At 29.0% G+C, this 24,336-nt stretch carries 21 protein-coding genes and 1 riboswitch; of the genes, 19 read left to right on the top strand and 2 right to left on the bottom strand.

Annotated elements, in window-relative coordinates; all coding sequences use genetic code 11:
• Window positions 1-90: 90 nt before the first annotated feature.
• The 9 genes from LQE93_RS13950 to LQE93_RS13910 all read left to right on the top strand — a co-directional run bounded on the left by LQE93_RS13950 (window position 91) and on the right by LQE93_RS13910 (window position 11,013).
• On the top strand, window positions 91-1,020 hold the full coding sequence (locus tag LQE93_RS13950; protein WP_055263523.1) for a dihydrodipicolinate synthase family protein: 930 nt from the start codon (window positions 91-93) through the stop codon (window positions 1,018-1,020).
• Between the two features lie 36 nt (window positions 1,021-1,056).
• A complete protein-coding gene (locus LQE93_RS13945; RefSeq protein WP_055263525.1) occupies window positions 1,057-2,022 on the top strand; it encodes an acetylxylan esterase in 966 nt (321 codons plus the stop codon).
• Complete coding sequence (locus tag LQE93_RS13940) at window positions 2,023-2,979, top strand: acetylxylan esterase (protein ID WP_231074084.1); 957 nt, start codon at window positions 2,023-2,025, stop codon at window positions 2,977-2,979.
• Between the two features lie 45 nt (window positions 2,980-3,024).
• Window positions 3,025-3,717: an N-acetylmannosamine-6-phosphate 2-epimerase gene (locus LQE93_RS13935; protein WP_231074082.1), complete on the top strand. Its 693-nt coding sequence runs from the start codon at window positions 3,025-3,027 to the stop codon at window positions 3,715-3,717.
• A gap of 12 nt (window positions 3,718-3,729) precedes the next feature.
• Window positions 3,730-4,665 carry an ROK family protein gene (locus LQE93_RS13930; protein ID WP_231074080.1) on the top strand — a complete coding sequence of 312 codons (936 nt, stop codon included), beginning with the start codon at window positions 3,730-3,732 and terminating at the stop codon, window positions 4,663-4,665.
• Between the two features lie 417 nt (window positions 4,666-5,082).
• Window positions 5,083-6,954, top strand: coding sequence for a molecular chaperone HtpG (gene htpG / locus LQE93_RS13925; RefSeq protein ID WP_055263531.1), 1,872 nt, complete (start codon window positions 5,083-5,085; stop codon window positions 6,952-6,954).
• A 157-nt stretch (window positions 6,955-7,111) separates the two neighbouring features.
• Window positions 7,112-7,666 (top strand): helix-turn-helix domain-containing protein, encoded by a 555-nt coding sequence (locus tag LQE93_RS13920; RefSeq protein ID WP_055263533.1) that lies wholly within the window; start codon window positions 7,112-7,114, stop codon window positions 7,664-7,666.
• Window positions 7,667-8,070: 404 nt separating this feature from the next.
• Window positions 8,071-9,414 carry a D-serine ammonia-lyase gene (locus LQE93_RS13915; protein ID WP_231074079.1) on the top strand — a complete coding sequence of 448 codons (1,344 nt, stop codon included), beginning with the start codon at window positions 8,071-8,073 and terminating at the stop codon, window positions 9,412-9,414.
• Between the two features lie 171 nt (window positions 9,415-9,585).
• Window positions 9,586-11,013: an APC family permease gene (locus LQE93_RS13910; protein ID WP_186838608.1), complete on the top strand. Its 1,428-nt coding sequence runs from the start codon at window positions 9,586-9,588 to the stop codon at window positions 11,011-11,013.
• A gap of 251 nt (window positions 11,014-11,264) precedes the next feature.
• On the opposite strand, the gene LQE93_RS13905 is transcribed toward LQE93_RS13910, so the two are convergent.
• Window positions 11,265-11,462 (bottom strand): hypothetical protein, encoded by a 198-nt coding sequence (locus LQE93_RS13905; protein WP_055263539.1) that lies wholly within the window; start codon window positions 11,460-11,462, stop codon window positions 11,265-11,267.
• A 200-nt stretch (window positions 11,463-11,662) separates the two neighbouring features.
• Here LQE93_RS13905 and LQE93_RS13900 point away from each other — a divergent pair, with 200 nt between their 5' ends.
• The 7 genes from LQE93_RS13900 (at window position 11,663) to LQE93_RS13870 (ending at window position 19,132) form a co-directional block, all read left to right on the top strand.
• Window positions 11,663-12,481, top strand: coding sequence for a RelA/SpoT domain-containing protein (locus LQE93_RS13900; RefSeq protein WP_231074077.1), 819 nt, complete (start codon window positions 11,663-11,665; stop codon window positions 12,479-12,481).
• Window positions 12,482-12,557: 76 nt separating this feature from the next.
• Window positions 12,558-12,734, top strand: a riboswitch (Lysine riboswitch).
• Between the two features lie 98 nt (window positions 12,735-12,832).
• A complete protein-coding gene (locus tag LQE93_RS13895) occupies window positions 12,833-14,263 on the top strand; it encodes a YfcC family protein (RefSeq protein WP_055263543.1) in 1,431 nt (476 codons plus the stop codon).
• A 13-nt stretch (window positions 14,264-14,276) separates the two neighbouring features.
• Window positions 14,277-15,410 (top strand): M20 family metallopeptidase, encoded by a 1,134-nt coding sequence (locus LQE93_RS13890; RefSeq protein ID WP_186838606.1) that lies wholly within the window; start codon window positions 14,277-14,279, stop codon window positions 15,408-15,410.
• A gap of 310 nt (window positions 15,411-15,720) precedes the next feature.
• The gene (locus LQE93_RS13885) at window positions 15,721-16,299 is read left to right on the top strand and encodes a GNAT family N-acetyltransferase (RefSeq protein ID WP_231074076.1); all 579 of its coding nucleotides are present in this window, start codon (window positions 15,721-15,723) and stop codon (window positions 16,297-16,299) included.
• A 173-nt stretch (window positions 16,300-16,472) separates the two neighbouring features.
• A complete protein-coding gene (locus LQE93_RS13880) occupies window positions 16,473-16,670 on the top strand; it encodes a hypothetical protein (RefSeq protein WP_231074075.1) in 198 nt (65 codons plus the stop codon).
• Between the two features lie 162 nt (window positions 16,671-16,832).
• Window positions 16,833-17,903 carry a hypothetical protein gene (locus LQE93_RS13875; protein WP_055262666.1) on the top strand — a complete coding sequence of 357 codons (1,071 nt, stop codon included), beginning with the start codon at window positions 16,833-16,835 and terminating at the stop codon, window positions 17,901-17,903.
• Between the two features lie 8 nt (window positions 17,904-17,911).
• Window positions 17,912-19,132, top strand: a complete 1,221-nt coding sequence (locus tag LQE93_RS13870) for an amidohydrolase family protein (protein WP_231074073.1) — start codon at window positions 17,912-17,914, stop codon at window positions 19,130-19,132.
• 122 nt (window positions 19,133-19,254) lie between these two features.
• On the opposite strand, the gene LQE93_RS13865 is transcribed toward LQE93_RS13870, so the two are convergent.
• Window positions 19,255-20,085: a serine hydrolase gene (locus tag LQE93_RS13865; protein ID WP_231074072.1), complete on the bottom strand. Its 831-nt coding sequence runs from the start codon at window positions 20,083-20,085 to the stop codon at window positions 19,255-19,257.
• Between the two features lie 268 nt (window positions 20,086-20,353).
• Between LQE93_RS13865 and LQE93_RS13860 the strand changes: the two genes are divergently transcribed.
• The 3 genes from LQE93_RS13860 (at window position 20,354) to LQE93_RS13850 (ending at window position 24,269) form a co-directional block, all read left to right on the top strand.
• The gene (locus tag LQE93_RS13860; protein WP_231074071.1) at window positions 20,354-21,628 is read left to right on the top strand and encodes a serine hydrolase domain-containing protein; all 1,275 of its coding nucleotides are present in this window, start codon (window positions 20,354-20,356) and stop codon (window positions 21,626-21,628) included.
• A gap of 140 nt (window positions 21,629-21,768) precedes the next feature.
• Window positions 21,769-23,220, top strand: a complete 1,452-nt coding sequence (locus LQE93_RS13855) for an MATE family efflux transporter (RefSeq protein ID WP_231074069.1) — start codon at window positions 21,769-21,771, stop codon at window positions 23,218-23,220.
• 140 nt (window positions 23,221-23,360) lie between these two features.
• Entirely contained in the window at window positions 23,361-24,269 is a 909-nt protein-coding gene (locus LQE93_RS13850; protein ID WP_231074068.1) for a Gfo/Idh/MocA family protein, read from the top strand.
• Window positions 24,270-24,336: the final 67 nt, after the last annotated feature.

Here is a 24,336-nt window from a genome sequence, read left to right as displayed (position 1 = left end):
TTATAGTAGAAATTCTAAGTATTTTAAAAATAGGAATTAATCTAGAATATAAGATTTGGTTAAAAAATCGATTTAAGGAGATTGCTTATAATGAATAAGTTTGATATTAAGGATTTTAAAGGTGTAATACCAGCAGTTTTAACTGTATTTGATAAAGATGAAAATATTGATGAATTAGGTATGAGACAATTAGTTTCATATTTAATAGATAAAGGTGTTGATGGCTTATATTTAACAGGCTCTACAGGTGAAGGTTTCACAATGAGTAGTGAAGAGAGAAAAAGAGTTGTAGAAATTGTTATGGATGAAACAAAAGGAAGAGTACCTGTTGTAGTTCATGTAGGTGCAATTGGTACAAAGCTTTCAATAGATTTAGCTAAACATGCAGAAGAAGTAGGAGCAACTGGAATATCAAGTGTTCCTCCTTTTTATTGGAAGTTTAATGAAAATCAAATAGTAAAATATTATGAAGATATAGCTAATTCATGTAGTTTACCAATGATAGTTTACAATGTACCATTAGTAGGACTTTTAGGTATGAATGTAATAAAATGTTTAGCGCAAATTGAAAATGTTAAAGGCATTAAATATACAGCATTAAGCCATTATGAAATAACTCAAATAAAAGATGAGATTGGGGAAGATTTCCTAGTCTATTCCGGTTGTGATGAAATGTCTATGTCAGGGTTATTAGCAGGTGCTGATGGGATTATAGGATCTTTTTACAATATAATGCCAGAGTTATTTATAAATATATATAATTCTATAAAAGAAAATAATATTGAGAGAGCACAGCTTTTACAACGTCAAGCTGTTGAGATAATTATGTATTCACTTAAATTACCATCTTTTTATGCAGGTATGAAAGCTGTATTAAGATGGAGAGGAATAAATGCAGGTTATTGTCGTAGACCTTTTGAAAATTTAACAGAAGAAGCAGAAAATGAATTTAAAGAAGGTTATATAAAGCTTAGAGATACGTATAAGATTACAGGGGTAGAATTTTTAGATGAGCTTTAGAGCTAAATTGAGGTTTATTTTTAGTAGGAGGGGAAAATGCCTATAGTAGATATGCCTTTAGAAAGGTTAAGAGAATATAAAGGGACTAATACTTTACCAAGTGATTTTAGTGAGTTTTGGAATGAGCGTATTAATGAAGTTAAAAATCATCCATTAAAGTATAAAATAACAGAAAGTGAAATAAGAGGTTTTGAGGGATGTGAGTTTTTAGACTTATGGTTTAAAGGTATCGATGGGGGGAAGGTGTATGCAAAATACATTAGACCTAAAACTGATGAAGATGTACCGTTGATTTTGCAGTTTCATGGGTATCCAGGTGCAAGCAGAGGGTGGTTTGAACAATTATCTTTTGTTGGAATGGGCTGTGCTATTATTGCGATGGACTGTCCTGGACAAGGAGGAAATGGAGATAGCTATACTAATATGAAAGGTACTACAGTTAGTGGCCATATTGTAGCCGGATTAGATGGAGATATCTGTAACATGTATTATGTAAAGTTATTTCAAAATGCATCTATATTATGTAGAATTGTCAAAGAGCTTAATGGAATAGACAAAGAAAGGATATATGCAAATGGAGCTAGTCAGGGTGCAGGAATTGCTTTAGTTTGTGCAGCACTTAATCCAATAATAAAGAAATGTGCGGCACTTTATCCTTTTTTATCTGATTATAAGAGAGTCTGGGATATGGATTTAGACATGATAGCTTATGAAGGATTAAGGTATTATTCTAGATGGTTTAATCCAATGAATGATAAAGAAGATGAAATGTTTACGAAGCTAGGATATATAGATGTGCATAATTTTGCAGATATGATTAATTGTGAAGTTCTATTTGGTACAGGATTAATGGATAATGTATGTCCACCATCTACACAATTTGCTATCTATAATAATATAGGTTCAAAAAAGAAACATATAATATTTCCTGATTATACTCATGAAGAAATAGGCGAATTTGATGATATGTTAATAGATTTTTTCTTAAAGGAGGATGATTAAATGCCTGCTTTAGATATGAATATGAAATATATGGAAAAGTATTTAGGACAGACTATAAAACCTAGAGACTTTGATTTATTCTGGAAAAAACAAAAAGATTTAGCCGATAATTTAGAGTTAGATTATAGGATAACTAATAAGAATTTCAATAATAACAATGGAAATTATTATGAAATAAACTTTAGAGGTATTGATGGTGCAAATATTTATGCTAAGTATATAAGACCTAATACAGAGGAAAAAGTACCTACTGTATTAGAGTTTCATGATTATAAGAAAGCAAGCAGAAGCTGGCATCATCTTACTAGATATATAGGAGTTAATTATTCAGTAGTAGCTATGGATTGTAGAGGTCAAGGTGGAAAAAGCGAAGATTTAGGAAATATAAAAGGGTCTACTGTATGTGGACATTTAATTAATGGATTAGATGACGTAAAAGAAAATATGTATTATTGCAAAGTTTATTTAGATGCTTATATATTATCAAGGATAGTGGAAGAGTTAGAATCAACTGATAAAAGTATGATGATAGCATTTGGAAAAGGACAAGGTGCTGCTATAGCTTTAGTTGTAAGTAGTTTGAATAAAAATATAAAGAAATGCTCTATGCAGTATCCTTTTTTATGTGATTTTAAGAGAGTATATGATATGGATTTAGATGTGGATGCTTATGAGGGACTTAGATACTATTTTAGATGGTTTGACCCTATGCACCTAAGGGAAAAAGAAGTATTTGAAAAGTTAGGATATATCGATATTGTGAATTTTGCAAATAAATTGAATTGTGAAATACTAATGGGAACAGCTTTGTTAGATACAATCTGTCCTCCAAGTACACAATATGCTGTATATAATAATTTAAACTGCGATAAAAAGCATATTATATTTCCTAAATATGATCACGAATTAAATAACTTCTTTGAAAATGAAAACTTAAAGTTTATGAGATTTCTATAAGAGAATATAAGAGAGTTTTAAAATGCTATGGATGGAGGGAGTATTATGGGAAAGGAAGAAATATTAAATATATTGAGAGGTGGATTAATAGTATCATGCCAAGCATTACCTGGTGAGCCATTATACTTAGAGAATGATACTATTATGCCGTTGATGGCAAGAGCAGCAAAACAAGCAGGAGCTTGTGCTATAAGAACTAATGGAGTGAGAGATGTTATTGCGATAAAAGAAGAAACAAATTTACCGGTGATAGGATTAATAAAGAAGTCTTATGATGGGTATGAACAATATATAACCTTTACTATGGATGAAGTAGACCAGCTTGTTGAAGCAGGAGCGGATATAATAGCACTTGACTGTACATTAAGAAAGAGAAAAGATGGCAGAACAGTAGCGGAATTTATAAAAGCTATAAAAGAAAAATATCCTCGAGTATTGTTAATGGCGGATATATCAAACTTAGAAGAAGGTATTAATGCTTGGAAAGCGGGAGTAGATATGGTTGGAACTACTTTAAGTGGATATACAAGCTATACTACTAAGCTTGATGGACCAGATTATGAGTTAGTAGAAAATCTTGTGAATTCTATAAAAATTCCTGTAATTGCAGAAGGAAGAATTCATTATCCAGAACAAGCTAAGAAAATGCTTGAATTAGGAGCTACATCAGTAGTTGTTGGTGGAGCTATTACTAGACCTTTAGAAATAACAAATAGATTTATAAAAGCTATAAGTTAGAAGGTGAAAAATATGTATTTGGGAATAGATATAGGTGGAACTGCTGTTAAGATTGGAATGGTAACAGAAGAAGGGAAAATACTCTTAAGTAATAGTTATGATGTAGCTTTTGATAGTTATGAAACTCCAATATTTGATACAGTAAAAAAGTCTATAGAAATATTTATAAGAGAAAATTATATTGATATGAAGTCTATAGAAGGCATAGGAGTCTCTGCAACTGGACAAGTTAATAGTAATACAGGTACCATAATTGGTGTAGGGGGAAATATAAAAAACTGGTGTGGGACAGAGATAAAAAAAGAGTTAGAAGAGATATACAATATAAAGACAACTGTTGTAAATGATGCTAACTGTATGGTTATAGGTGAACAATGGGTAGGAAAAGGCAGAGGTTATAAAAATATTGTAGGAGTTACTATAGGTACAGGGGTTGGAGGAGGAATTATTGTAGACTCTAAGATACTTCTTGGCAGTATAGGAATTGCAGGTGAACTAGGTCATTTTTCTATAAATTCAGAAGGAAAAAAGTGTACTTGTGGAAATATAGGATGTTATGAACAATATGCTTCTACAACGGCTTTAATAAAAATAGTTAGAGATAAATTTGAAGAGTTAGATATTCTTTCATTTAAAAAAGAAGATTTAAATGGGAAGGTTATTTTTGAAGAAGTATCAAGAGGAAATAAAAAGCTTCAAGAAATATTAGATGAATGGATTATTAATATTGGAAAAGGATTAGTAAGTCTAGTTCATATATTTAATCCTGAAATTATTATAATTGGTGGAGGGGTTAGTAAACAAGAAGAATTTTTTATAAAACCTCTAAGGAAATATGTATTAGAAAATGTGATGAAGAGGTTTGGAGAAAATTTAAGATTAGAAGCTGCAGAACTAGGTAATAATGCAGGATTAGTAGGAGCTGTATACTATAATATTCAGCAATAAATGCATGTAAAGATTTATTATTTTTAAGAATATCATATATATTTAATATAAAGTAGAAAAGAAAATTTTATAGCTCATAGTTATAGACAAAGAGGAAAGTAGTTTATAATTATGGCTATATTTTTTATCTATTAATATTAAATATAAATTTTTATTACTGTTCATACGATATAAAATTTTTATAGTAAATGTAGGTTAGTTAAAGTAAAAATAGGAGCTTATTAATTACATGTATAATTCTTAGCTTTTTGATGTTAATTTTAAGAAATAAATAAATACGACTTTTTTTGAGAAAATACTGTCAAATTAGATAGATTGACAATAAATTGAAAAAATGATATAACATAAATTGTGATTAGCACTCAGCTAAGTAGAGTGCTAATAAAAATATCTTTACAGTAGAAGGGGAGATTTAAATTGGAAAAGAAGCAATTTAAAGCAGAATCAAAGAGATTATTAGATATTGTTATTAACTCTATTTATACACATAGAGAGATATTTTTAAGAGAGTTAATATCGAATGCAAGTGATGCTATTGATAAAATTTATTATAAAAGTTTAAGTGACAGTTCGCTTACATTTAATAAAGAAGATTATTTTATTAAAATAACACAAGATAAAGAAGCTAAGACATTAACAATATCTGATACAGGTATTGGTATGACAAAAGAAGACTTAGAAGAAAACTTAGGAACTATAGCAAAAAGTGGATCTCTTAAGTTTAAAGAAGAAAATGAAATAAAAGATGGGTATGATATAATTGGTCAATTCGGTGTAGGATTCTACTCAGCATTCTTAGTTGCAGATAAAGTTACTGTAATAACAAAAGCTTTTGGAAGTGATAAAGCTTATAAATGGGAATCAGAAGGCGTTGATGGATATTCAATAGAAGATGCTACAAAAGATTCATATGGTACAGATATAATATTACATCTTAAAGAAAACACTGAAGATGAAAATTTTGATGAATACTTAAATGAATATAGAATAAAATCATTAATCAAGAAGTATTCTGACTTTATAAGATATCCAATTAAGTTAGACGTAACTAAGTCAAAGCTTAAAGAAGGTTCAGAAAGTGATTATGAAGAGTATAAAGAAGAAGAAACTGTAAATAGTATGGTTCCAATCTGGAGAAGAAACAAATCTGAGCTTACAGACGAAGATTACAACAACTTCTATATGGAAAAAAGATTTGGTTTTGATAAACCATTAAAACATATCCATATAAGTGTTGATGGTATGGTAAGCTATAATTCAATTCTTTATATTCCAGAAAACTTACCATTTAACTATTACACTAAAGACTATGAAAAGGGCTTAGAGCTTTATTCAAATGGTGTATTAATAATGGAGAAATGTGGAGACCTTTTACCAGATTACTTTGGATTTGTTAAAGGTATTGTAGATTCACAAGATTTATCTCTTAATATCTCAAGAGAATTATTACAACATGATAGACAATTAAAGCGTATTGCTAAGAACATAAATAATAAAATTAAAAATGAATTAGAAAATATGCTTAAAAATGATAGAGAGTCTTATGATAAGTTCTATAAGACATTTGGAAGACAATTAAAATTTGGTGTTTATGAGGAATTCGGTGCTAATAAGGAAACTCTACAAGATTTAATAATGTTCTATTCTTCAAAAGAAAAGAAGATGGTTACTTTAGCTGAATACGTAGAAAGAATGCCAGAAGATCAAAAATACATCTACTATGCAGTTGGGGAATCAAATGAAAGAATTGAAAAGCTTCCACAAACTGAATTAGTTAAGGATAAAGGATATGAAATTCTTTACTTTACTGAAGAAGTCGATGAATTTGCTATAAAAATGCTTATGAACTATAAAGAAAAAGAATTTAAGTCAGTTTCAAGTGGTGATTTAGGTATAGAGGCAGATGAAAAAGATGAAGCTATAAGTGAAGAAAACAAAGATTTATTTGAATCAATGAGAGAAGCTTTAAATGGTAAGGTTAAATCAGTTAAAGTTTCTAAGAGATTAAAGAACCACCCTGTATGTTTATCATCAGAAGGGGAAATTTCAATTGAAATGGAAAAGGTTCTAAATTCAATGCCAAACAATGAAGGTGTAAAAGCAGATAAGGTTTTAGAAATAAATCCAAATCATGAAGTATTTAACTCACTAAAAGAAAGTTTTGAAAATGATAAAGACAAGTTTGCATTATACACAAATATTCTATACAACCAAGCTTTATTAGTAGAAGGCTTAAGCATAGAAGACCCAGTAGACTTTGCAAATAATATTTGTAAGTTAATGAAGTAATAGAAATTAAGTTTAAAAAAACATAGAATAGCCTGATAAGTAAATTTACTTATCAGGTTATTTTTTATTATTCAATATCTATCTACTACTCCAGATGCTACAAAATAGAAAGTTAGTATGTTATAATATATAAAAATATAAAGATAGAGGTAGTAATATGGAAGAGTTAAACATAGGTAAAAAAATTCAAGATTTTAGAAATGCAAGAAATACAAGTGTAAGAGAGTTATCAAAGAAATCAGGAATTACAGCCTCTATGTTAAGTCAGATAGAACGTGGTCTTGTAAATCCATCAATAAATACATTAAGGGCTATAGCTAATACTCTAGATGTTCCATTATTTTATTTTTTTAAGGAAGACCCAGAAAAAGAAGAGTTAGTTGTAAGAAAAAATAATAGGAAAACTATAGGATTTCCTAATCAAAGTGATGTAAGATATGATTTATTAGTTCCAAATACTTTAGGGTCAATAGAGTTTTGTATGATGGAAATTCCAAATAACAGTAAATCTGTAGAGAAAGCAGAAAGTCATAAAGGTGAAGAGGTAGCATATGTAATTGAAGGAAGAGTAGATATAATTGTAGCGGGTATAAGATATTCTTTAGATGAAGGAGATAGTATTCGTATTCCTCCAATGACAGATCATAAGTGGGAAAATATAGATACAAAACTTGCAAAAGTAATATTTGCAGTAACACCACCAAGCTTTTAATTTATTACAAGGTGTTAAGTATAGTTTAACTAGAAGTCGGTTAAAACTTGATAAATATTAAAAAAAGGGGCTGTTAAGCTCCTTTTTATTTTTTCTATAGTTGTTTAATAAAAAGCATTAACTGATGATAGATACTTAGGTTGATAAAGGTAAATAATCAGTTAAGGTTAAAAATGATAGTGTTAAGTATTAATTAATTTTTTTAGCGATATATATTTACAAAAAACATATTTACTGTTAATATTAACTTGAAATTGTTAAGTATAACTTAACAGAATTGTTGTTGCAACGACTTGTAGTACAATATTGGAAATTATAGTGGTGTTTACCGTTCATTTAATCTTAAGTAGGTGGATAAATGTTCTTACGGGAATACTTTAAATTTTAGTAGAAGAGGTAATGTAATGATTTTAGATAGAGCAATGTCAGATTGGATAAGAGAGTTCCCAATAATCAAGGATTTAATAGAATTAAAAGAAACAGTATTCATTAATCCAAACAAAATAGAAGCAGAAAAAGCAATTGAACAATGCAGATTTTCAATGGATGATATAGTAGACGTAGCAAAGCGTTGGGAAAGGTTTGCCCCGTACCTTGCTATAGCTTTTTCAGATACAAAAGCTTTAAATGGAATAATTGAATCTCCAATAGTAAAAATAAGTAATATGCATAAATACTTAAATGAAGAGTCAGGTGAAGAAATTCAAGGAGACATATATTTAAAATGCGATAGCAAATTACCAATATCAGGATCGATAAAGGCTAGGGGAGGAATTTATGAGGTTCTTCATTTTGCTGAGTCACTTGCTATAGAAAAAGGAATGTTAGAATTAGAGGATGATTACAGCATATTAGCAGAAGATAGATTTAAAGAATTATTTTCTAAGTACAGCATAGCTGTAGGATCAACTGGTAATTTAGGATTATCTATTGGAATTATGGCTGCAAAATTAGGATTTAAAGCTACAGTTCATATGTCTGCTGATGCAAAGAAATGGAAGAAAGATATGCTGAGAAGCAAAGGTGTTACTGTAGTTGAATATAAAGATGACTATAGTAAAGCTGTATCTGAAGGACGTAAACAAGCTGAAGCAGATGAATACTGTTATTTTGTAGATGATGAAAATTCTAAAACGCTATTTTTAGGATATTCGGTAGCAGCACTTCGTTTAAAGAAGCAATTTGAAGAGCTTGGAATAAAAGTAGACAAAGAACATCCGCTATTTGTATACTTGCCATGTGGAGTTGGAGGAGGACCTGGTGGGGTTGCTTTTGGTATTAAAGAAGTATTTGGAGATAATGCGCATTGCTTCTTTGCAGAGCCTACTCACTCACCATGCATGATATTAGGACTTTCCACAGGCTATCATGATAAGATATGTGTTCAAGATTTTAATATTGATAATAAAACTGATGCTGATGGGTTAGCAGTAGGAAGAGCATCAAGTTTTGTAGGAAACATTATGGAACCGTTTATTAGCGGTAGTTACACTATTACAGATGAAAGAATGTATAAATATTTATATAAGACAATAGATTTAGAAAATATTAGACTAGAGCCAAGTGCTTTAGCTGGTATGCTAGGTCCATATAATATTGAAATTTCACCTAAAGGTAAGGATTATATTAAAAAAGAAGGAATAAAAAACATGAAAAATGCAACACATATAGTTTGGGCAACAGGTGGAAATATGGTTCCAGAGGATATAATGGAAGAGTACTATAATAAAGGTAAGAATATAAAATAGAAATTTATTTATAAGCAGGTCAAAAAGAAATTTTTTGACTTGCTTTTATTTTATGTAGCGTTTAATTTTTTATAAAAAATATAGAAAATTATACTTTTTATGATAAAAAAGTGGTAAAATAGTTAGGGCTAAAGATTAGCTAAAGTTTTTTACAAAAGAGGGGGTCATAATATGACTGAAAACAACAATAAGAAGATTATGTGGTATAGTCTTGCGTTAATGGCATTCTCTGGAGTTTGGGGATTTGGTAACGTAATTAACGGATTCTCAGAGTACAATGGACTGCAAGCAATAGTAGCATGGATTATTATCTTTGCTATATATTTTGTACCATATGCGTTAATGGTTGGAGAACTAGGTTCTGCATTTAAAAGCCATGGGGGAGGAGTTAGCTCATGGGTTGGAGAAACTATAAATCCTAAAATTGCTTACTTTGCAGGATGGACATACTGGATTGTCCATATGCCATACTTATCACAAAAGCCAAATAGCTTTATGATAGCATCAAGCTGGGCTATTTTCCAAGATGGTAGAATTAGTCAAATGAATCCGGTATTACTACAAGTTAGCTGTTTAATTGTCTTTATAGTTGCATTATATATTGCAGGTAAAGGAATTAATCCATTAAAGAAATTATCAGCTTTAGCAGGTTCATCAATGTTTATAATGTCAATGCTATTCATTTTATTAATGTTAGCAGCGCCTGCTATTACAAATGTACAATTAAATCAAATTGATTGGTCATGGAGTACATTTATGCCTAAATTTGATGGTGCATTCTTTACAAGTCTTTCAATTTTAGTATTTGCAGTTGGTGGATGTGAAAAAATATCACCATATGTAAATCAAATGAAGGATCCAGCTAAAGGATTCTCAAGAGGAATGATAGCTCTTGCAGTAATGGTTGCTGTAACTGCAATACTTGGAACTATATCATTAGGATTAATGATAGATTCAAACAATATTCCAAAAGACTTAATGACAAATGGAGCATACTATGCATTCCAAAAACTAGGTGAATACTATAAACTAGGAAATCTATTTGTAATTCTTTATGCTATTACAAATATGATAGGTCAATTTGCTGTTTTAATAATATCAATAGACGCACCTTTACGTATGTTACTTAACAGTGGTGATAGAAAGTATATCCCAGAAAAATTATTTGCTAAAAATGAAAATGGAGCATATGTAAATGGACATAAGCTAATATTTGTAATTGTATCAATACTTATAATAGTTCCAGCAATGGGAATTGGAAGTGTTGATGAATTAGTAAGATGGCTTGTTAAGTTAAATGCAGTATGTATGCCACTAAGATATTTATGGGTATTTGTTGCATATATTGCATTAAAGAAAGCTGGAGATAAGTTCGAAAGAGAATATTATTTCGTAAAAAATAAAACTCTTGGAATAATAATAGGAATATGGTGTTTTGCATTCACTGCATTTGCCTGTATAGGTGGTATGTATTCAGAGGACAAGTTCCAATTAATATTAAACATAGTAACACCATTTATATTAATATTATTAGGATTTATCCTACCACAGTTTGCTAAGAAAAATAAGAATACTAACAGTTTAAAAGAAACTGCTTAATATTTTACCCTAAAGGCTTTTGTACAACCTTTAGGGTTTTTTATATGTTTAAAACTAGATTATAATATTTAAGAAAGGATATACGAGAGAAGTTTAGGGTTAGGGCTTCAAGGCTTCCAAGACATTTTACTATAAAAACTACTTTTGAATAGCATGGAAGTATTAAAGATTTAGAGGATAATATTGAAGTTTTTTGAAGAGAAGAAAAGCAGTATTTTGAAATGAATTATTAGGACCATAAAAATATATAATTAGTGTAAGCTTAAATTATATAAATGAATCATTAAAGTTACTAATCCCATCAAACCAAACATTACAAATATAGCTAATTTATATATATCTTTAATTCTTTTATTTTTAATTTCTTGAAATTTAACGACATCTTCATAAGTCATATTTCTTAAAGTTATTTTGTAATTATTTGCCTTTTTCAAGCGAAGAGTATACATTTGTAAAATTACCTCCATATGTTGTAAATAAAAATACAATATAAGCTTAACATATTTTACATAAAAAGGAAATGGTAAATTTGTTTTAAACAAAATGAGCTTTAGATTTAAAAGATTAACATAATATGAAATGAAACATGTATTATAATATGATAAAATACAATTGTTGATTTAATGCTTAGCATTAGGGAGGTATAAGAATGAATAGGTTACATAAAGAAATTTATTTAAAGAAATATCCTTATGTAGAAGAATATATAGATAGAAATAATATAGATTTTGAAGAATTAGAGAAAGTGTATGACGACTTTGTAAAATACCAAAGTTCATATGAAACTCAAGCAGATTTTATTGCAAATATATTACGTTCTAATGAGAATATACATTCTGTTAAGTCAAGAATAAAAAATCCAGAAAGACTTATTGAAAAGATAATAAGAAAAACAGAAGATAGAAAAATAAAAAATGGAAAAGATTTTTATTTTAATGTAGATAATTATAAAAATGAGATAACAGATTTAATAGGAATAAGAGTTTTACATATATTTAAGGACCAATGGAAAGATATACACGATTTTATAGTAAACACATGGAAGGTTATTGAAATAACTGCAAATATAAGGGATGGAGATGATAGATTAATATTTGATGATTTAGGAATAGAGGTAAGATCAAGGCAATCTGGATATAGGTCAGTACATTACTTAGTAGAATGTTATCCAACAAATCAAAAGGTTATTGCTGAAATTCAAGTAAGAACTATATTTGAAGAGGGGTATGGGGAAATAGACCATAGACTTAGATATTCACATCATGAAATTCCAGAGATATTAAAATCTAATCTTTTACTTTTTAATAGAATAGTGGGAAGTGCTGATGAAATGGCTTCATTAATAAACATGTTAAATAATAATCTTGGAGATAAAGAAAATTACTATGAAAATAAGTTAAGGGAAAAAGATGAAGAGATACAAAGATTAAATGAAGAATTGGAAAAGTATAAAGCTAGGATTTATTAGTATAAATTAGAGGTTTGTAAAAAAACTTGCATTATTAAGTCGAACTATGTATAATTATACATAGATAATTTAATAAAAATAAGATAGAGGTTGCGATATTTAATAGTAGCTTTGCAATAAGATTAAGCACGAGTGCAAAGTGAAAGGAGGTGTCGCCGAAACGAATAACTGAGGCTTTAAGGTTATTTCGTTGGGGTTATGTAGAATATGCATAACACTGTCATAACGTCTGTTATGATGAGCTATCACTAAAGTTAATTTTAGATAAGGTATTAGTACTGAATTTATTAGAGTCTTAAGTGATAAGCTTAAGGCTCTTTTTTAATACTTATAAAAAACGGGGGGATGAAAATGTTAAATTTACAAAAGAAACAGAATAATTCTGATGATGTCATGAAAAAAGAAATTAAAATGCCACATACTTTAGTAATAATTTTTGGAATTATACTTTTAGTGGCAGTAGCTACTTACTTTGTTCCAGGAGGAGCGTATGAAAGGGTTGTAAATGAAGCAGGTAGGACTGTAGTAGTAGATGGAACATTCAGTTATATTGAAAGTAATCCACAAGGTTTATTTGCAATTTTACAAGCACCTTTTGAAGGTATAATAAGTGCAGCAGAAATAATTGCATTTTTATTTATAGTAGGTGGAGCAATAAATGTTGTATCAAGAACTAAAGCTATAGATCTTGGTATAGTTAAATTAGTTGATAAACTAAAAGGTAGAGAAATATTAATAATACCTATACTTACATTTATATTCTCAATTGGTGGAGCTGTTTTTGGTATGTCAGAGGAAGCTATACCATTTATAACATTATTACTTCCGCTTATGCTAGCATTAGGATATGACAGTATATTAACTGTGGCCGTTACATATCTTGCATGTATATTAGGATTTTCAACAGCAATGTTAAACCCATTTACAGTACATATAGCACAAAATATTGCAGGTGTAGAGGTAGGTTCTGGTGTTGGATTCCGTACTATAGCATGGTGCATTACTACAACTGTGGGAATAATACTATTAATGCTATACGCAAAGAAAATTAAAAAAGATCCAACTAAGAGTTTAGTGTATGAATCAGATAAAAAGAAAAAAGAAAAGTTAGATTTAAATGTAAATAGTCATGAAGAATTTACAATAAAACATAAAGTTATATTATCTCTTTTAGCAGTATCTATTGGTGTTATTGTATGGGGAGTATTAGCAAAAGGATTCTATATTTCAGAAATTGCAGCTGTATTCTTAGCAATGGGATTAATTTCAGGTATAATTGGAAGATTATCAGTTAATGATATGGCAGATGCATTTATAGAAGGTGCAAAAGGAATGATTGGTGCAGCTGTAATAATAGGTTGTGCTAAAGGAATAGTAATATTAGCAGAAAATGCTCAAATAATAGATACAGTGTTATTTGGATTAGTTGGTCTTATTGGAAAGCTTCCATCATTAATAGCTGCATATTTAATGTACATAGTTCAAATGATAGTAAACTTCTTCATAATCTCAGGTTCAGGACAAGCAGCTGTAACTATGCCGCTTTTAGCACCACTTGGAGATTTAGTTGGAGTTCAAAGACAATTATCAGTTTTAATATTCCAATTAGGTGATGGATTCTCAAATGCAATCTTCCCAACATCAGGAATATTAATAGCTTCATTAGGATTAGCTGGTGTTCCATATTCTAAATGGCTTAAATGGATACTTCCAATACAAGCAGTAATGTTCACATTAAGCATAGGATTTATTACTGTTGCAATGATGATAAATTGGGCATAAGGAGATAAAGTAAATGAAAGAGATTTTATTTCAAGAAGGTACTAAAATAAAAGAGAGATTATGTGAAATAAGTGATTATATATATGAAAACCCAGAGTTAGGAAATGAAGAGTATAAAGCAGTAGAAGTTTTAACAAAACTTTTAAAGGAACATAATTTTTCAGTTGAAGAAAAATATTTAGATATGGATACTGCATTTAAGGCAACTTTTGATAGCGGTAAACCAGGACTAACTGTTGGTTATTTATGTGAGTATGATGCACTACCTGGAATAGGACATGGATGCGGACATAATATGATTGGTACAATATCAGCAGGTGCAGGTATTGCTTTAAGTAAAATAATAGACCAAGTTGGAGGAAAAATAATAGTTTATGGAACTCCGGCAGAAGAAACGAATGGTGCAAAAGTAATTATGGTTGAAAAAGGAGCTTTTGATGAGCTTGATTGTGCAATGATGGTTCATCCAAATGATAAGACTTATGCTAGTGGTACAAGTAGTGCTCTTTATCCAATTCAATTTACTTTCAAAGGAAAAACAGCTCATGCAGCTTCTTGTCCAGAACAAGGTATAAATGCATTAAATGCAGTAATACAATTGTTTAATGGTATTGATGCTTTAAGACAACATGTAACTAAAGATGTATTAATGCATGGAATTATTACTGAAGGTGGAGTTGCAGCAAATATAGTTCCAGAAAGAGCAGTGGCTCAATTCTATATAAGAGCAGCAAAAAAAGCTACAGTTACTGAAGTTTTAGAAAAGGTTAAGAATATTGCAAGAGGAGCAGCATTAATGACTGGCTGTGAACTTGAAATGGATAGATATGAGCTTCCTTATGATGATTTAAATACTAATGAAGTTTTATCAGAAGCTTTCAATGAAAACCTAAGAAGTCTAGGTATCACAGAAATTCATGCACCTAAGACTGGTGGAGGATCAAGCGACATAGGTAATGTAAGCTACGTTACACCAACTATACATCCTTATATTTCAATTTCTAATTGTGAAATAAGAGGACATAGTAGAGAACTTGCAAAAGCAACTACAGAATCTTTAGGTCATGAAAGACTATTAACAGCAGTTTTAGCATTAGCTTATACTGGGTATGATGTTTTAACTAAAAAAGTAATATTAAATAAATAATAAAAAAGTAAAAAGGAGCAATTGCTCCTTTTTTGCTTTTCTATACAATACTTAGAGTGTATTTAAAGTTGTTATATATAGGTTTATGAAATAGATTTGTAATTTGTGATAGCATAAAATTATATATCTATTGTTATACTTATAAAATTAGTAAATTTAAATTGAGTTGATATAATGCTATATGTTCACCGATTTGGAATAATTAAGAGTATAGAATACTATAATGAAAATGAGTTTAATTAGTAGAAAGAAAAATTTCAGTTAATAAATTATATTTTAGTTAAGATAAAAATTTAGATTGGAGAGGAACATGGCAGTAAGATTAGCAACTATTAATGATAGCACAGAGATATTGAAAGTTTATAAGCAATATATTGACACTGCAATTACATTTGAATATGAACTTCCAAATAAAGAAGAGTTTAAAGAAAGGGTTAAAGAAATTATTACACTATATCCTTATTTAGTGTATGAAGAAGAGGGTAAAATTATTGCTTATGCCTACGCCAATAGATATAAAGAAAGAGCAGCATATCAATGGGGTGCTGAACTATCAATTTATATTGATGCTAATTATACATCAAAGGGTATTGGTAAAATTCTTTGTTTAAAGCTTATAGAGTTGTTAAAGATTCAAGGAGTAAGAACGATATATGGATGTGTAACATTGCCAAATGATAAAAGTGAAAAGTTACAGATTAGCTTAGGTTTTGAAAAAATTGGAATATATCATAATGCTGGTTATAAATGTGGTAAATGGAGAGATGTTGCTTGGTTTGAAAAATCAATTGAAATTTATGATGAGAATCCAAAGGAGTTTATTCCTATAACTAAAATACCAGAATATAAAATTTTAAAGATATTAGAATTAGACCACTTTAATAATTAATATTTATCTAGTACTTTTAAAATAGATAAAGGCCAATGGGAAATAGAAAAAATAGAAAGCTTAGGAGTTGCTTAATTACTGGATTTAATAAGTTAAAATAAGTAATATAACTATAGAAATAATTAGCTAAATGTATTATTATTAATAGTAATAATACTTAGGAGGAGAATTTAATGGGGAAAGGTAAAAACAAAGGAAGAGTTAGTTCTAAAAGTAAAGATAAAAATGAAAAAAGTAGTGCAATAAGCTTTTTAGCTCTTTGTATGATAATAGGTCTTTTTCTTGGAGCTATCTATAATCAAGTAATTATCGGCGTATGTTTAGGAACACTTGTTGGAGTAATAATAGACGCTAGAAATAAGAAAAAATAATTTAATAAATTTAATAAAAGCAACATCTATTTTATAGGTAGATGTTGTTTATTTTTTTTGTAAAAGTAAAAATAGTGAGATAGCATTTGTATAAAAATAAGTAACTGTTTACAGGAGATATTTATAGTATATATTAAGGATTAAATTATATAGGAGAGAAAGATGAGTCAGATTAAATCAACTAGAAGCAAATGGAAGGCGATAGAAATGGTTGGATTATTTTTAGTAATCTTATCTTTTATTGTCTTACTAGTATCTCCAGATTCTTTATCTGGACTTTTTGATAGTATTACAAAACAAGTATTTCCTATAGTAGTTGATGTGTTTTTGCTTAGTGAAGTTGGTGTAGCTATAATTATTAGTGTAATTGTAGGTAGGATTTTAGAGAGGTTGGGGTTTACTGATGCTTTAATAAGAATTTTTATTCCTATAATGAAGTTCTTTAAAATCAATCCATCTGTTATTATTCCAAGTGTTTATAATGTTTTAGGGGATATTAATGCAGCTGGGGCTATTGCAGGGCCTGTATTAGTTAAAGCTAAAGCTACAAAGGGAGAACAAAAAATTGCTATTGCAACTATGATACAATCTCCACAATCCTTTGCTACATTAGTCTTAGGATTAGTAGTGTTGACAAAATTTAATATAAAAGCTTTACCATTAGTTATTGTAGCGGTATTTTTACCAATAATATTAGTTCCACTTATTTTGTCTAAAACAGTATATAGAGATACTAAAGCTGTAGACTTAGAAGAATTACCAAGATTTACTCCAGAAACTAAGTTTTTAGATACACTATTTAGCTCTGCAAAAGAAGGAGCTTATCTTTTATTCTTAGTAATAATTCCAGCAGTTGCAGCGGTATTTACTATGATTGGTATATTAGATTACTTTGGTATTTGGGCTATAATATCTAATGCGATGACTACCTGCTTACAATGGTTACAAATTGAACCTGCAACAGGTATAGTTTCGATTCTAGCAAGTCCAACATTAGCTATGGCTCAATTAGCTGAGATGAGTAATGTAGCACCAGCACTTATTGTAGGTGGATTTGTTCTTGCCAATTCAGGATTCCCGTTATCAGTATTGTTCGGACAAATACCTGTAACATGGAAAGAACATTCAGATTTAAATGAAAAAGAAGCTTTATATGCAGCTTTACTAGGTGCAGCTATTAGATTAGTTAGTTGTTTAATTATAGCTTTAGTTTTGACACCATTTATAATTTGAAGGTAAATATGAGTAGAGAATATATTATAAAAGCAAAGAAAATAGTAACAGTTGGTAAAGATAAAACCATAATTAATGGAGCAATGGTAATTAAGGAAGATAAAATAATTGATATAGGTAAAGAAAAAGTTATAATTAGTAAATATAAGGACCTAGATATAGAAGATTTAGGGAATCTAGTTATTACACCTTCATTAATAGATTGTCATACACATCTTTTAGAATATGCTCCATCAACAGTTTATCCAGTAACAAGCGAGACTTATAATATAGCTCAAAAAGCTTTAGTTTTAAAAGCTCTAATGGCAGGGGTAACCACTTTTGGAGAGCAAATTTGTGGCTCACCAATGACTTTATTATCAGTAGAAGACTTTAAAAAATTAGCAAAGGATTTACCTGTAAATATTATTTTCTCCTGTAATAGCATAACTATTGGCTTTGAAGAGTTAGTAAACTTTACAGCTGTTACAGGAAATAATTCAGTAGATAAAGACAAGCTTATAGAAGATAAAATAATTAATAGTTTAATAGAGAAAAGTGATTATCCTGGAGAAAATATATTTATAAACGCAACTCCAGCAAATTTAACAGAAGATATTATCCCAAGAGCTGGAGAAGTTATTTATACACAAGAAGAGTTAGAAAATATAGTACAAGTATTTCATAGTAAAGGTAAAAGAATTGGATGCCATGTAGCAGGAAAAGATGCTATAGAAATGGCTATAAAAGCAAATTTTGATGTTATTCATCATGGCCATGGAATTACCGACGATGAGATAAATGAGGTTAGTAAAAATAAAATTTCAATAGTTGCTACACCATTAGGAGGTACTCACTTAAAACCAAATTCACCTGAAGATATTTTAAAATTGATTCAAAATAATATATTAGTTGCTATTGCCACAGATGCATATTTACCACCATATGAAGGTGTATCGTGGCTAAATTTTAATGATAAAGAAGCAAAGGGTTCACCTGAGTTAATGATAATTTCAAAGCCAGTGATTGATAAATTAATAGGTAGTGGATATGATGAAAATGAAGCTTTATCATTGATTACTTTAAATGCAGCTAAGGTATTAGGAATAGAAGAGAAAATTGGCTCTTTAGAAATAGGAAAAGACGCAGATTTCATTGTTAGCAGTGGAATTCCTGTAGTTGAATTTAGTGATGCTTCTAATATAAAAAGAGTTTATTTAAAAGGGAAATGTTTAATTAATAGAATATAGCCTTAAATAGGTTATATATTTTAAATGCTATAGTAAAATATAGGTTAATAAAATATTGATATTTGTAAGGAACCATGTTTACCAATTTACTAGAAGTAAAATAGTAGCACATGGTTCCTATTTTAATTAAAAGAGCTAGAAGTGAAAATATTTTTATTATAAATATATGAATCATATATAATTTTAGAGATTTCACTAATTATCTTAATTTCTTTTTCATTATCTAAACCTTCAGTAAGAATAGTGAGTATATAATCTCCATAGGGTGTAAATACTATTGCTGCATCATTTTCTATATAATCTAACTCACCGGTTTTATGTGCAATCTTTATTTTCGGTGGTAACCTACTAGGAATCTTACTATTATTTCTGCAATTAGTCATAATACTTAATATTAAGTTATCATAGTGTTCATTAATACATGTATTTTTATATAATTGTTCTAAAACAGTTGCTAAATCATAGGCACAAGTGTAGTTGTCAAAACCATTTTTTATTGCATTAAAGTCCATCATCTTTCTATTTAAAAAAGAATTATTTATGGAAAGTTTCTTTATCATTACATTTATATTATCCATACCTAAGATATTTATAAGAATATTTGTAGCGGTATTATCACTTTCTGTCATCATTAGATAAATAAGTTTTCCTATAGATATCTCTAGTTTTTTTGAATATTTAGATATAATGCCAGATCCACCTACCTTCATATTATCCTCTATGAGAATTACATCATCTTCAAAAATAATTCCTTTATTTATTTGATTATAAGCTTCTATTGCTATAAAAATCTTTATTGTACTAGCAGATGGAAAACTTAGTATTTCAGAACCTTTAGAATGATAATGCCATGAAATAGTTTCTGATGAGCTTAAATCTTTAAAGATTATAGAGTAATTAAAATCATATTTAGATAGAATATTAGATACTGTTTTGTAAAGTAGCTTAGTCATATATAAGTTTCCTCCATAGAAAATTAAATTTTAAATGACTTTATAGTTATATTTTACCAAATATATTTAAATGAGTATAGAATGAAGACATTGATAATATAAATAAGAGAGAATATCACATATAGATTTTTAGATGAATTAATTGTGAAATATATTTAAGAAAAATATATTTACTATGGAATTAACGAATAATTTGTTATAAAATTGTTAAGGACACAATTTATTTTTTATAAAAGACAAAAATACTACAGACCTATGCGGGGGAATTATGAAAAAAAGATATGTTTTATTAGTAATAGGACTTACTATAAGTTCAATTTTAACTTTAACTGCTTGCAGTAGTGAAAAAACTGTAACTGATGCACAGATTAATATTATTAGAGATGGTGTAGCAGAGCAAGAAGAAAAAAGTGATAATAATGTTGCTGAAGAATCAGTTGAAGAACGAAATATTGAACAATATAAAGTTGAACAATATAGATTTGAAAGTGAACCAGTAGAAACAGAATATAAAGATGTAGATAAAATTGTTGAAGCTGGATATGAAAATGTAGAAGAATTTTTAGACCAGGAAGCTGCAATAAGGGAGTTTCAAGGGGTAGCACTTGTAGCAGTAGGTGATGAAATAAAATTTGCTAAGGCATATGGATATGCTGATACAAATAGAGAAAATACATTAACAACTCGTTTTGCTATTGCATCTAATACTAAGCAGTTTACAGCAGCTGCAATAATGCAATTAGTGGAGCAAAATAAAGTTGATTTAGATGAAACTATAGATAAGTATTTCCCAGATTATGAATATGGGTCTATAATTACAGTAAGAGAATTACTACAGATGAGATCTGGAATTCCTGATTATTTAAATGAAGCAGAAGTTTTTATGAGGTCAGAAGAAAGTTTAAGTATTTTAAATGATTATAGAAATAATACGTATTTTGATAAGTATGTTGAAGATGCAAGATGGTCAAAGGAATTAATTTTAAAAGACTTAAATTTATCTGATTTATATTTCCAACCAGGAGGAGCTTATGATTACTGTAATACTAATTACTATCTTCTTGGACTTATTATTGAACAAGCAAGTGGTTTATCTTATGAAGAGTATATAAATAAAAATTTATTTGAGCCAGCTGGAATGGTGACAAGCAGTATGAAAGCAGAAGAGTCAGATGCAAAAGGGCATGGAAGTGCTGAGTCAGGAGTAATTAAGGCAAATCCAGAGTTTACTTATGCAGCAGGTAACATTTATTCAAATATTTTTGATATGTTCCGTTGGATGAGAGCATTCCATAAAGGAAACATTGTATCAGATCAGTCTTATAATCAAATGGTTACAGCTGTTGATGGATATGGTTTTGGACTTTTTGTTAATGATGGTATCATAAGACATAGTGGAGTAATAGATGGATTTAATTCAAATACTGAATATGATATTTTGAATGATATTACTATAATAGTAATGGAAAACTCTGATGCAACTACAGGGCTTTTAGATGCAAAGTATGATACAAGTATGATACGTGGATTAATTGTAAAATAACTAGACCTTCAAGGTGCTAAAAACACTTACAGTAAATGTAGGTGTTTTTTTATGCCTTAAAAATTGGACCTATTTGGAAGTTAGTGATATAATGTTAATAATTTGTAAAAAAACCATTAATTAAAGGGGATGTATAATAAATGAACAACAATGGGGAAGAGGTCATTAATAGTATAGAAGATAGAGAGCTATTAATAGATAAGGTGTTTTCAATCAAAAATGTAATAAATAACTTACAGGTTATTGATGAAATTCCTAAAACAAAGACTCTTGTTATAAAAGCTATAAAGGTAGCTTGGCCATCTACAGTGGAATCGTTTTTAGTTGCTATGGTATCTTTTATAGATACTATTATGGTTTCAACTTTAGGTTCATATGCTATAGCTGCAGTAGGACTTACAACCCAGCCAAAATTTTTATGTTTAACTCTATTTATATCATTAAATATTGCTGTAAGTTCAGTAGTAGCAAGGAGAAAAGGTGAAGGTGATAGAAAAAGAGCTAATAACACATTATTTCAAGCTTTAATAATTACAGTTGGACTATCAATTATAATAAGTGCATTGGCGATAATTTTTGCAGAGCCATTTTTAAGATTTGCAGGAAGTCAAAGTGATACTCATGGATTTTCTGTAATATACTTTAGAATTATAATGGGTGGTCTTATTTTTAATGTAGTTAGTTTAGTTATTAATGCAGCACAAAGAGGTTGTGGTAATACGAAAATAGCAATGAGAACAAACTTAGCATCTAATCTTGTAAATGTAGTATTTAATTATTTATTAATTGGAGGAAAGTTTGGATTTCCAGCTTTAGGGGTAGCAGGAGCAGCAATTGCAACAGTGTTAGGGACTATGGTGGCATTTTTTATGTCTATCTATTCAATTAGTCATTCAGATGGATTTTTAAATATAAAATCTTTTAAAAAGAACTTTAATATAGATAAAAATTCACTTAAGAGTTTATTTTCAGTAGGTTCCTCTTCTTTTGTGGAACAAATATTTATGAGAACAGGATTTTTATTATATAGTTTAATAATTGCTAATTTAGGGACAAGCGCCTTTGCAGCACATCAAATAGGAATGAATATAATAAATATCTCATTCTCTTTAGGTGATGGTTTAGCTGTGGCAGGTGTTGCTCTTATTGGACAAAATTTAGGTAAGAAGAGACCAGACCTAGCTAAGATATACGGAAGTATTTGTAGAAGAATGGGACTTATAGCTTCTATAATGATTTCAATTATATATGCCATATTAGGGAAGGATATATTCAGATTATTTACAAATGATCCTGATGTTTTAAAATACAGTGCTAATATAATGAGCCTAGTAATAGTTATAGTAATATTCCAGATTGCTCATGCCATATATGGAGGATGCTTAAGAGGTGCAGGAGATACTAAGTATACTGCAATTGTATCGCTTATAAGTATTACATTTATAAGACCTTCTGTTGGATGGTTACTGACTTATCCACTTTCAATGGGACTGATGGGAGCTTGGTTTGGAATATTAACAGACCAAATTGTTAGGTTTTATCTAACAAGTCGTAGATTTAAAAGCGGTAAATGGACTGAGATAAAAATATAAAATAAACCTTATTATCTTTAAAGTTGTAGCGTATATAGATATTTTGAAGATATAGGCAAAATGTGATAGTATTAAGCTGAACAATATTAAGAACATAGTTTTTATAAATATTGATATAAGGTAGAGAGGAAGAGGATGGAATGAGAATAGGGATAATTGGAATAGGTGATATATGTAAGAAAGCATACTTACCAGTTTTAACAGCTAGAGGTGATATTGAATTAGTTTTATGTACTAGAAATACTAAAACTATTGATGAAATAAAATCAAAATATAGAATAAACGAAGCTTATACAAATATAGAGGATTTAATTAAATCAGGAATTGATGGAGTAATGGTACATTCATCAACAGATTCTCATTTTAAAATATGTAAAACACTTTTAGAAAATAAAATACCAGTCTATGTTGATAAACCAATAAGCTATGATTATAAAGAAGCTGAGGAGCTTTATGAATTATCAAAGAAAAATAACACAAAAATAATGGTTGGCTTTAATAGAAGATATGTTCCAAAGGTGAAAGAATTAAAGGAACTTGGAAATCCAGATATTATTATAATGGAAAAGAACAGAGTGAATTTACCAGGTGAAACAAGGGTATTTGTATTTGATGATTTTATACATGTAGTAGATACAGTAAGGTTCTTAATGGGTGCAGATTATACTGATATGTCAGTTAAGTATAAAAAAGACTCTAGGGGATTAATAAATGTAGTGTTGACATTATCTAATGACAATACAACTGCTATAGCTATTATGAATAGAGATAATGGAGCAGTAGAGGAAACAATAGAATATATGGCATCAGGTAAAAAATCTGTAGTAACTTCTTTAGTAAAGACAACTAAATTAGAAAATAATAAAATTTCAACTGAAGAGTTTGGAGATTGGACACCAACACTTTATAAAAGAGGATTTGAAAATATAATAGAAGAATTTATAGGATTCATAAAAGATAACAATAATATTAATAAATATATTGAAGATGCACTTAAAACTCATAAAATATGTGAAGATATAGTAAATTATATAGAAAATAAATCATAATTTATATATGAATTATAAAAAGGTCTAGCTTTTCATGAAGATAAGCTAGGCCTTTTAAGTTAAGCTT

Origin of the sequence: Clostridium sp. NSJ-145, from assembly GCF_021044725.1 — a bacterium.
GTDB classification, from domain to species: Bacteria; Bacillota; Clostridia; order Clostridiales; family Clostridiaceae; genus Clostridium; species Clostridium disporicum_B.
The sequence above is the reverse complement of the archived record's forward strand: the minus strand, read 5'-3'. Positions and strand labels throughout refer to the sequence as shown.

Excerpts from the sequence above, each read along its gene's own strand:
- LQE93_RS13920 (WP_055263533.1), top strand. The coding sequence starts at position 7,112 with ATGGAAGAGTTAAACATAGGTAAAAAAATTCAAGATTTTAGAAATGCA.
- LQE93_RS13950 (WP_055263523.1), top strand. The coding sequence starts at position 91 with ATGAATAAGTTTGATATTAAGGATTTTAAAGGTGTAATACCAGCAGTT.
- LQE93_RS13905 (WP_055263539.1), bottom strand. The coding sequence starts at position 11,462 with ATGTATACTCTTCGCTTGAAAAAGGCAAATAATTACAAAATAACTTTA.
- LQE93_RS13910 (WP_186838608.1), top strand. The coding sequence starts at position 9,586 with ATGACTGAAAACAACAATAAGAAGATTATGTGGTATAGTCTTGCGTTA.
- LQE93_RS13855 (WP_231074069.1), top strand. The coding sequence starts at position 21,769 with ATGAACAACAATGGGGAAGAGGTCATTAATAGTATAGAAGATAGAGAG.
- LQE93_RS13930 (WP_231074080.1), top strand. The coding sequence starts at position 3,730 with ATGTATTTGGGAATAGATATAGGTGGAACTGCTGTTAAGATTGGAATG.
- LQE93_RS13875 (WP_055262666.1), top strand. The coding sequence starts at position 16,833 with ATGAGTCAGATTAAATCAACTAGAAGCAAATGGAAGGCGATAGAAATG.
- LQE93_RS13880 (WP_231074075.1), top strand. The coding sequence starts at position 16,473 with ATGGGGAAAGGTAAAAACAAAGGAAGAGTTAGTTCTAAAAGTAAAGAT.
- LQE93_RS13890 (WP_186838606.1), top strand. The coding sequence starts at position 14,277 with ATGAAAGAGATTTTATTTCAAGAAGGTACTAAAATAAAAGAGAGATTA.
- LQE93_RS13865 (WP_231074072.1), bottom strand. The coding sequence starts at position 20,085 with ATGACTAAGCTACTTTACAAAACAGTATCTAATATTCTATCTAAATAT.
- LQE93_RS13850 (WP_231074068.1), top strand. The coding sequence starts at position 23,361 with ATGAGAATAGGGATAATTGGAATAGGTGATATATGTAAGAAAGCATAC.
- LQE93_RS13895 (WP_055263543.1), top strand. The coding sequence starts at position 12,833 with ATGTTAAATTTACAAAAGAAACAGAATAATTCTGATGATGTCATGAAA.
- LQE93_RS13945 (WP_055263525.1), top strand. The coding sequence starts at position 1,057 with ATGCCTATAGTAGATATGCCTTTAGAAAGGTTAAGAGAATATAAAGGG.
- LQE93_RS13935 (WP_231074082.1), top strand. The coding sequence starts at position 3,025 with ATGGGAAAGGAAGAAATATTAAATATATTGAGAGGTGGATTAATAGTA.
- LQE93_RS13900 (WP_231074077.1), top strand. The coding sequence starts at position 11,663 with ATGAATAGGTTACATAAAGAAATTTATTTAAAGAAATATCCTTATGTA.
- LQE93_RS13860 (WP_231074071.1), top strand. The coding sequence starts at position 20,354 with ATGAAAAAAAGATATGTTTTATTAGTAATAGGACTTACTATAAGTTCA.
- LQE93_RS13870 (WP_231074073.1), top strand. The coding sequence starts at position 17,912 with ATGAGTAGAGAATATATTATAAAAGCAAAGAAAATAGTAACAGTTGGT.
- LQE93_RS13940 (WP_231074084.1), top strand. The coding sequence starts at position 2,023 with ATGCCTGCTTTAGATATGAATATGAAATATATGGAAAAGTATTTAGGA.
- LQE93_RS13915 (WP_231074079.1), top strand. The coding sequence starts at position 8,071 with ATGATTTTAGATAGAGCAATGTCAGATTGGATAAGAGAGTTCCCAATA.
- LQE93_RS13885 (WP_231074076.1), top strand. The coding sequence starts at position 15,721 with ATGGCAGTAAGATTAGCAACTATTAATGATAGCACAGAGATATTGAAA.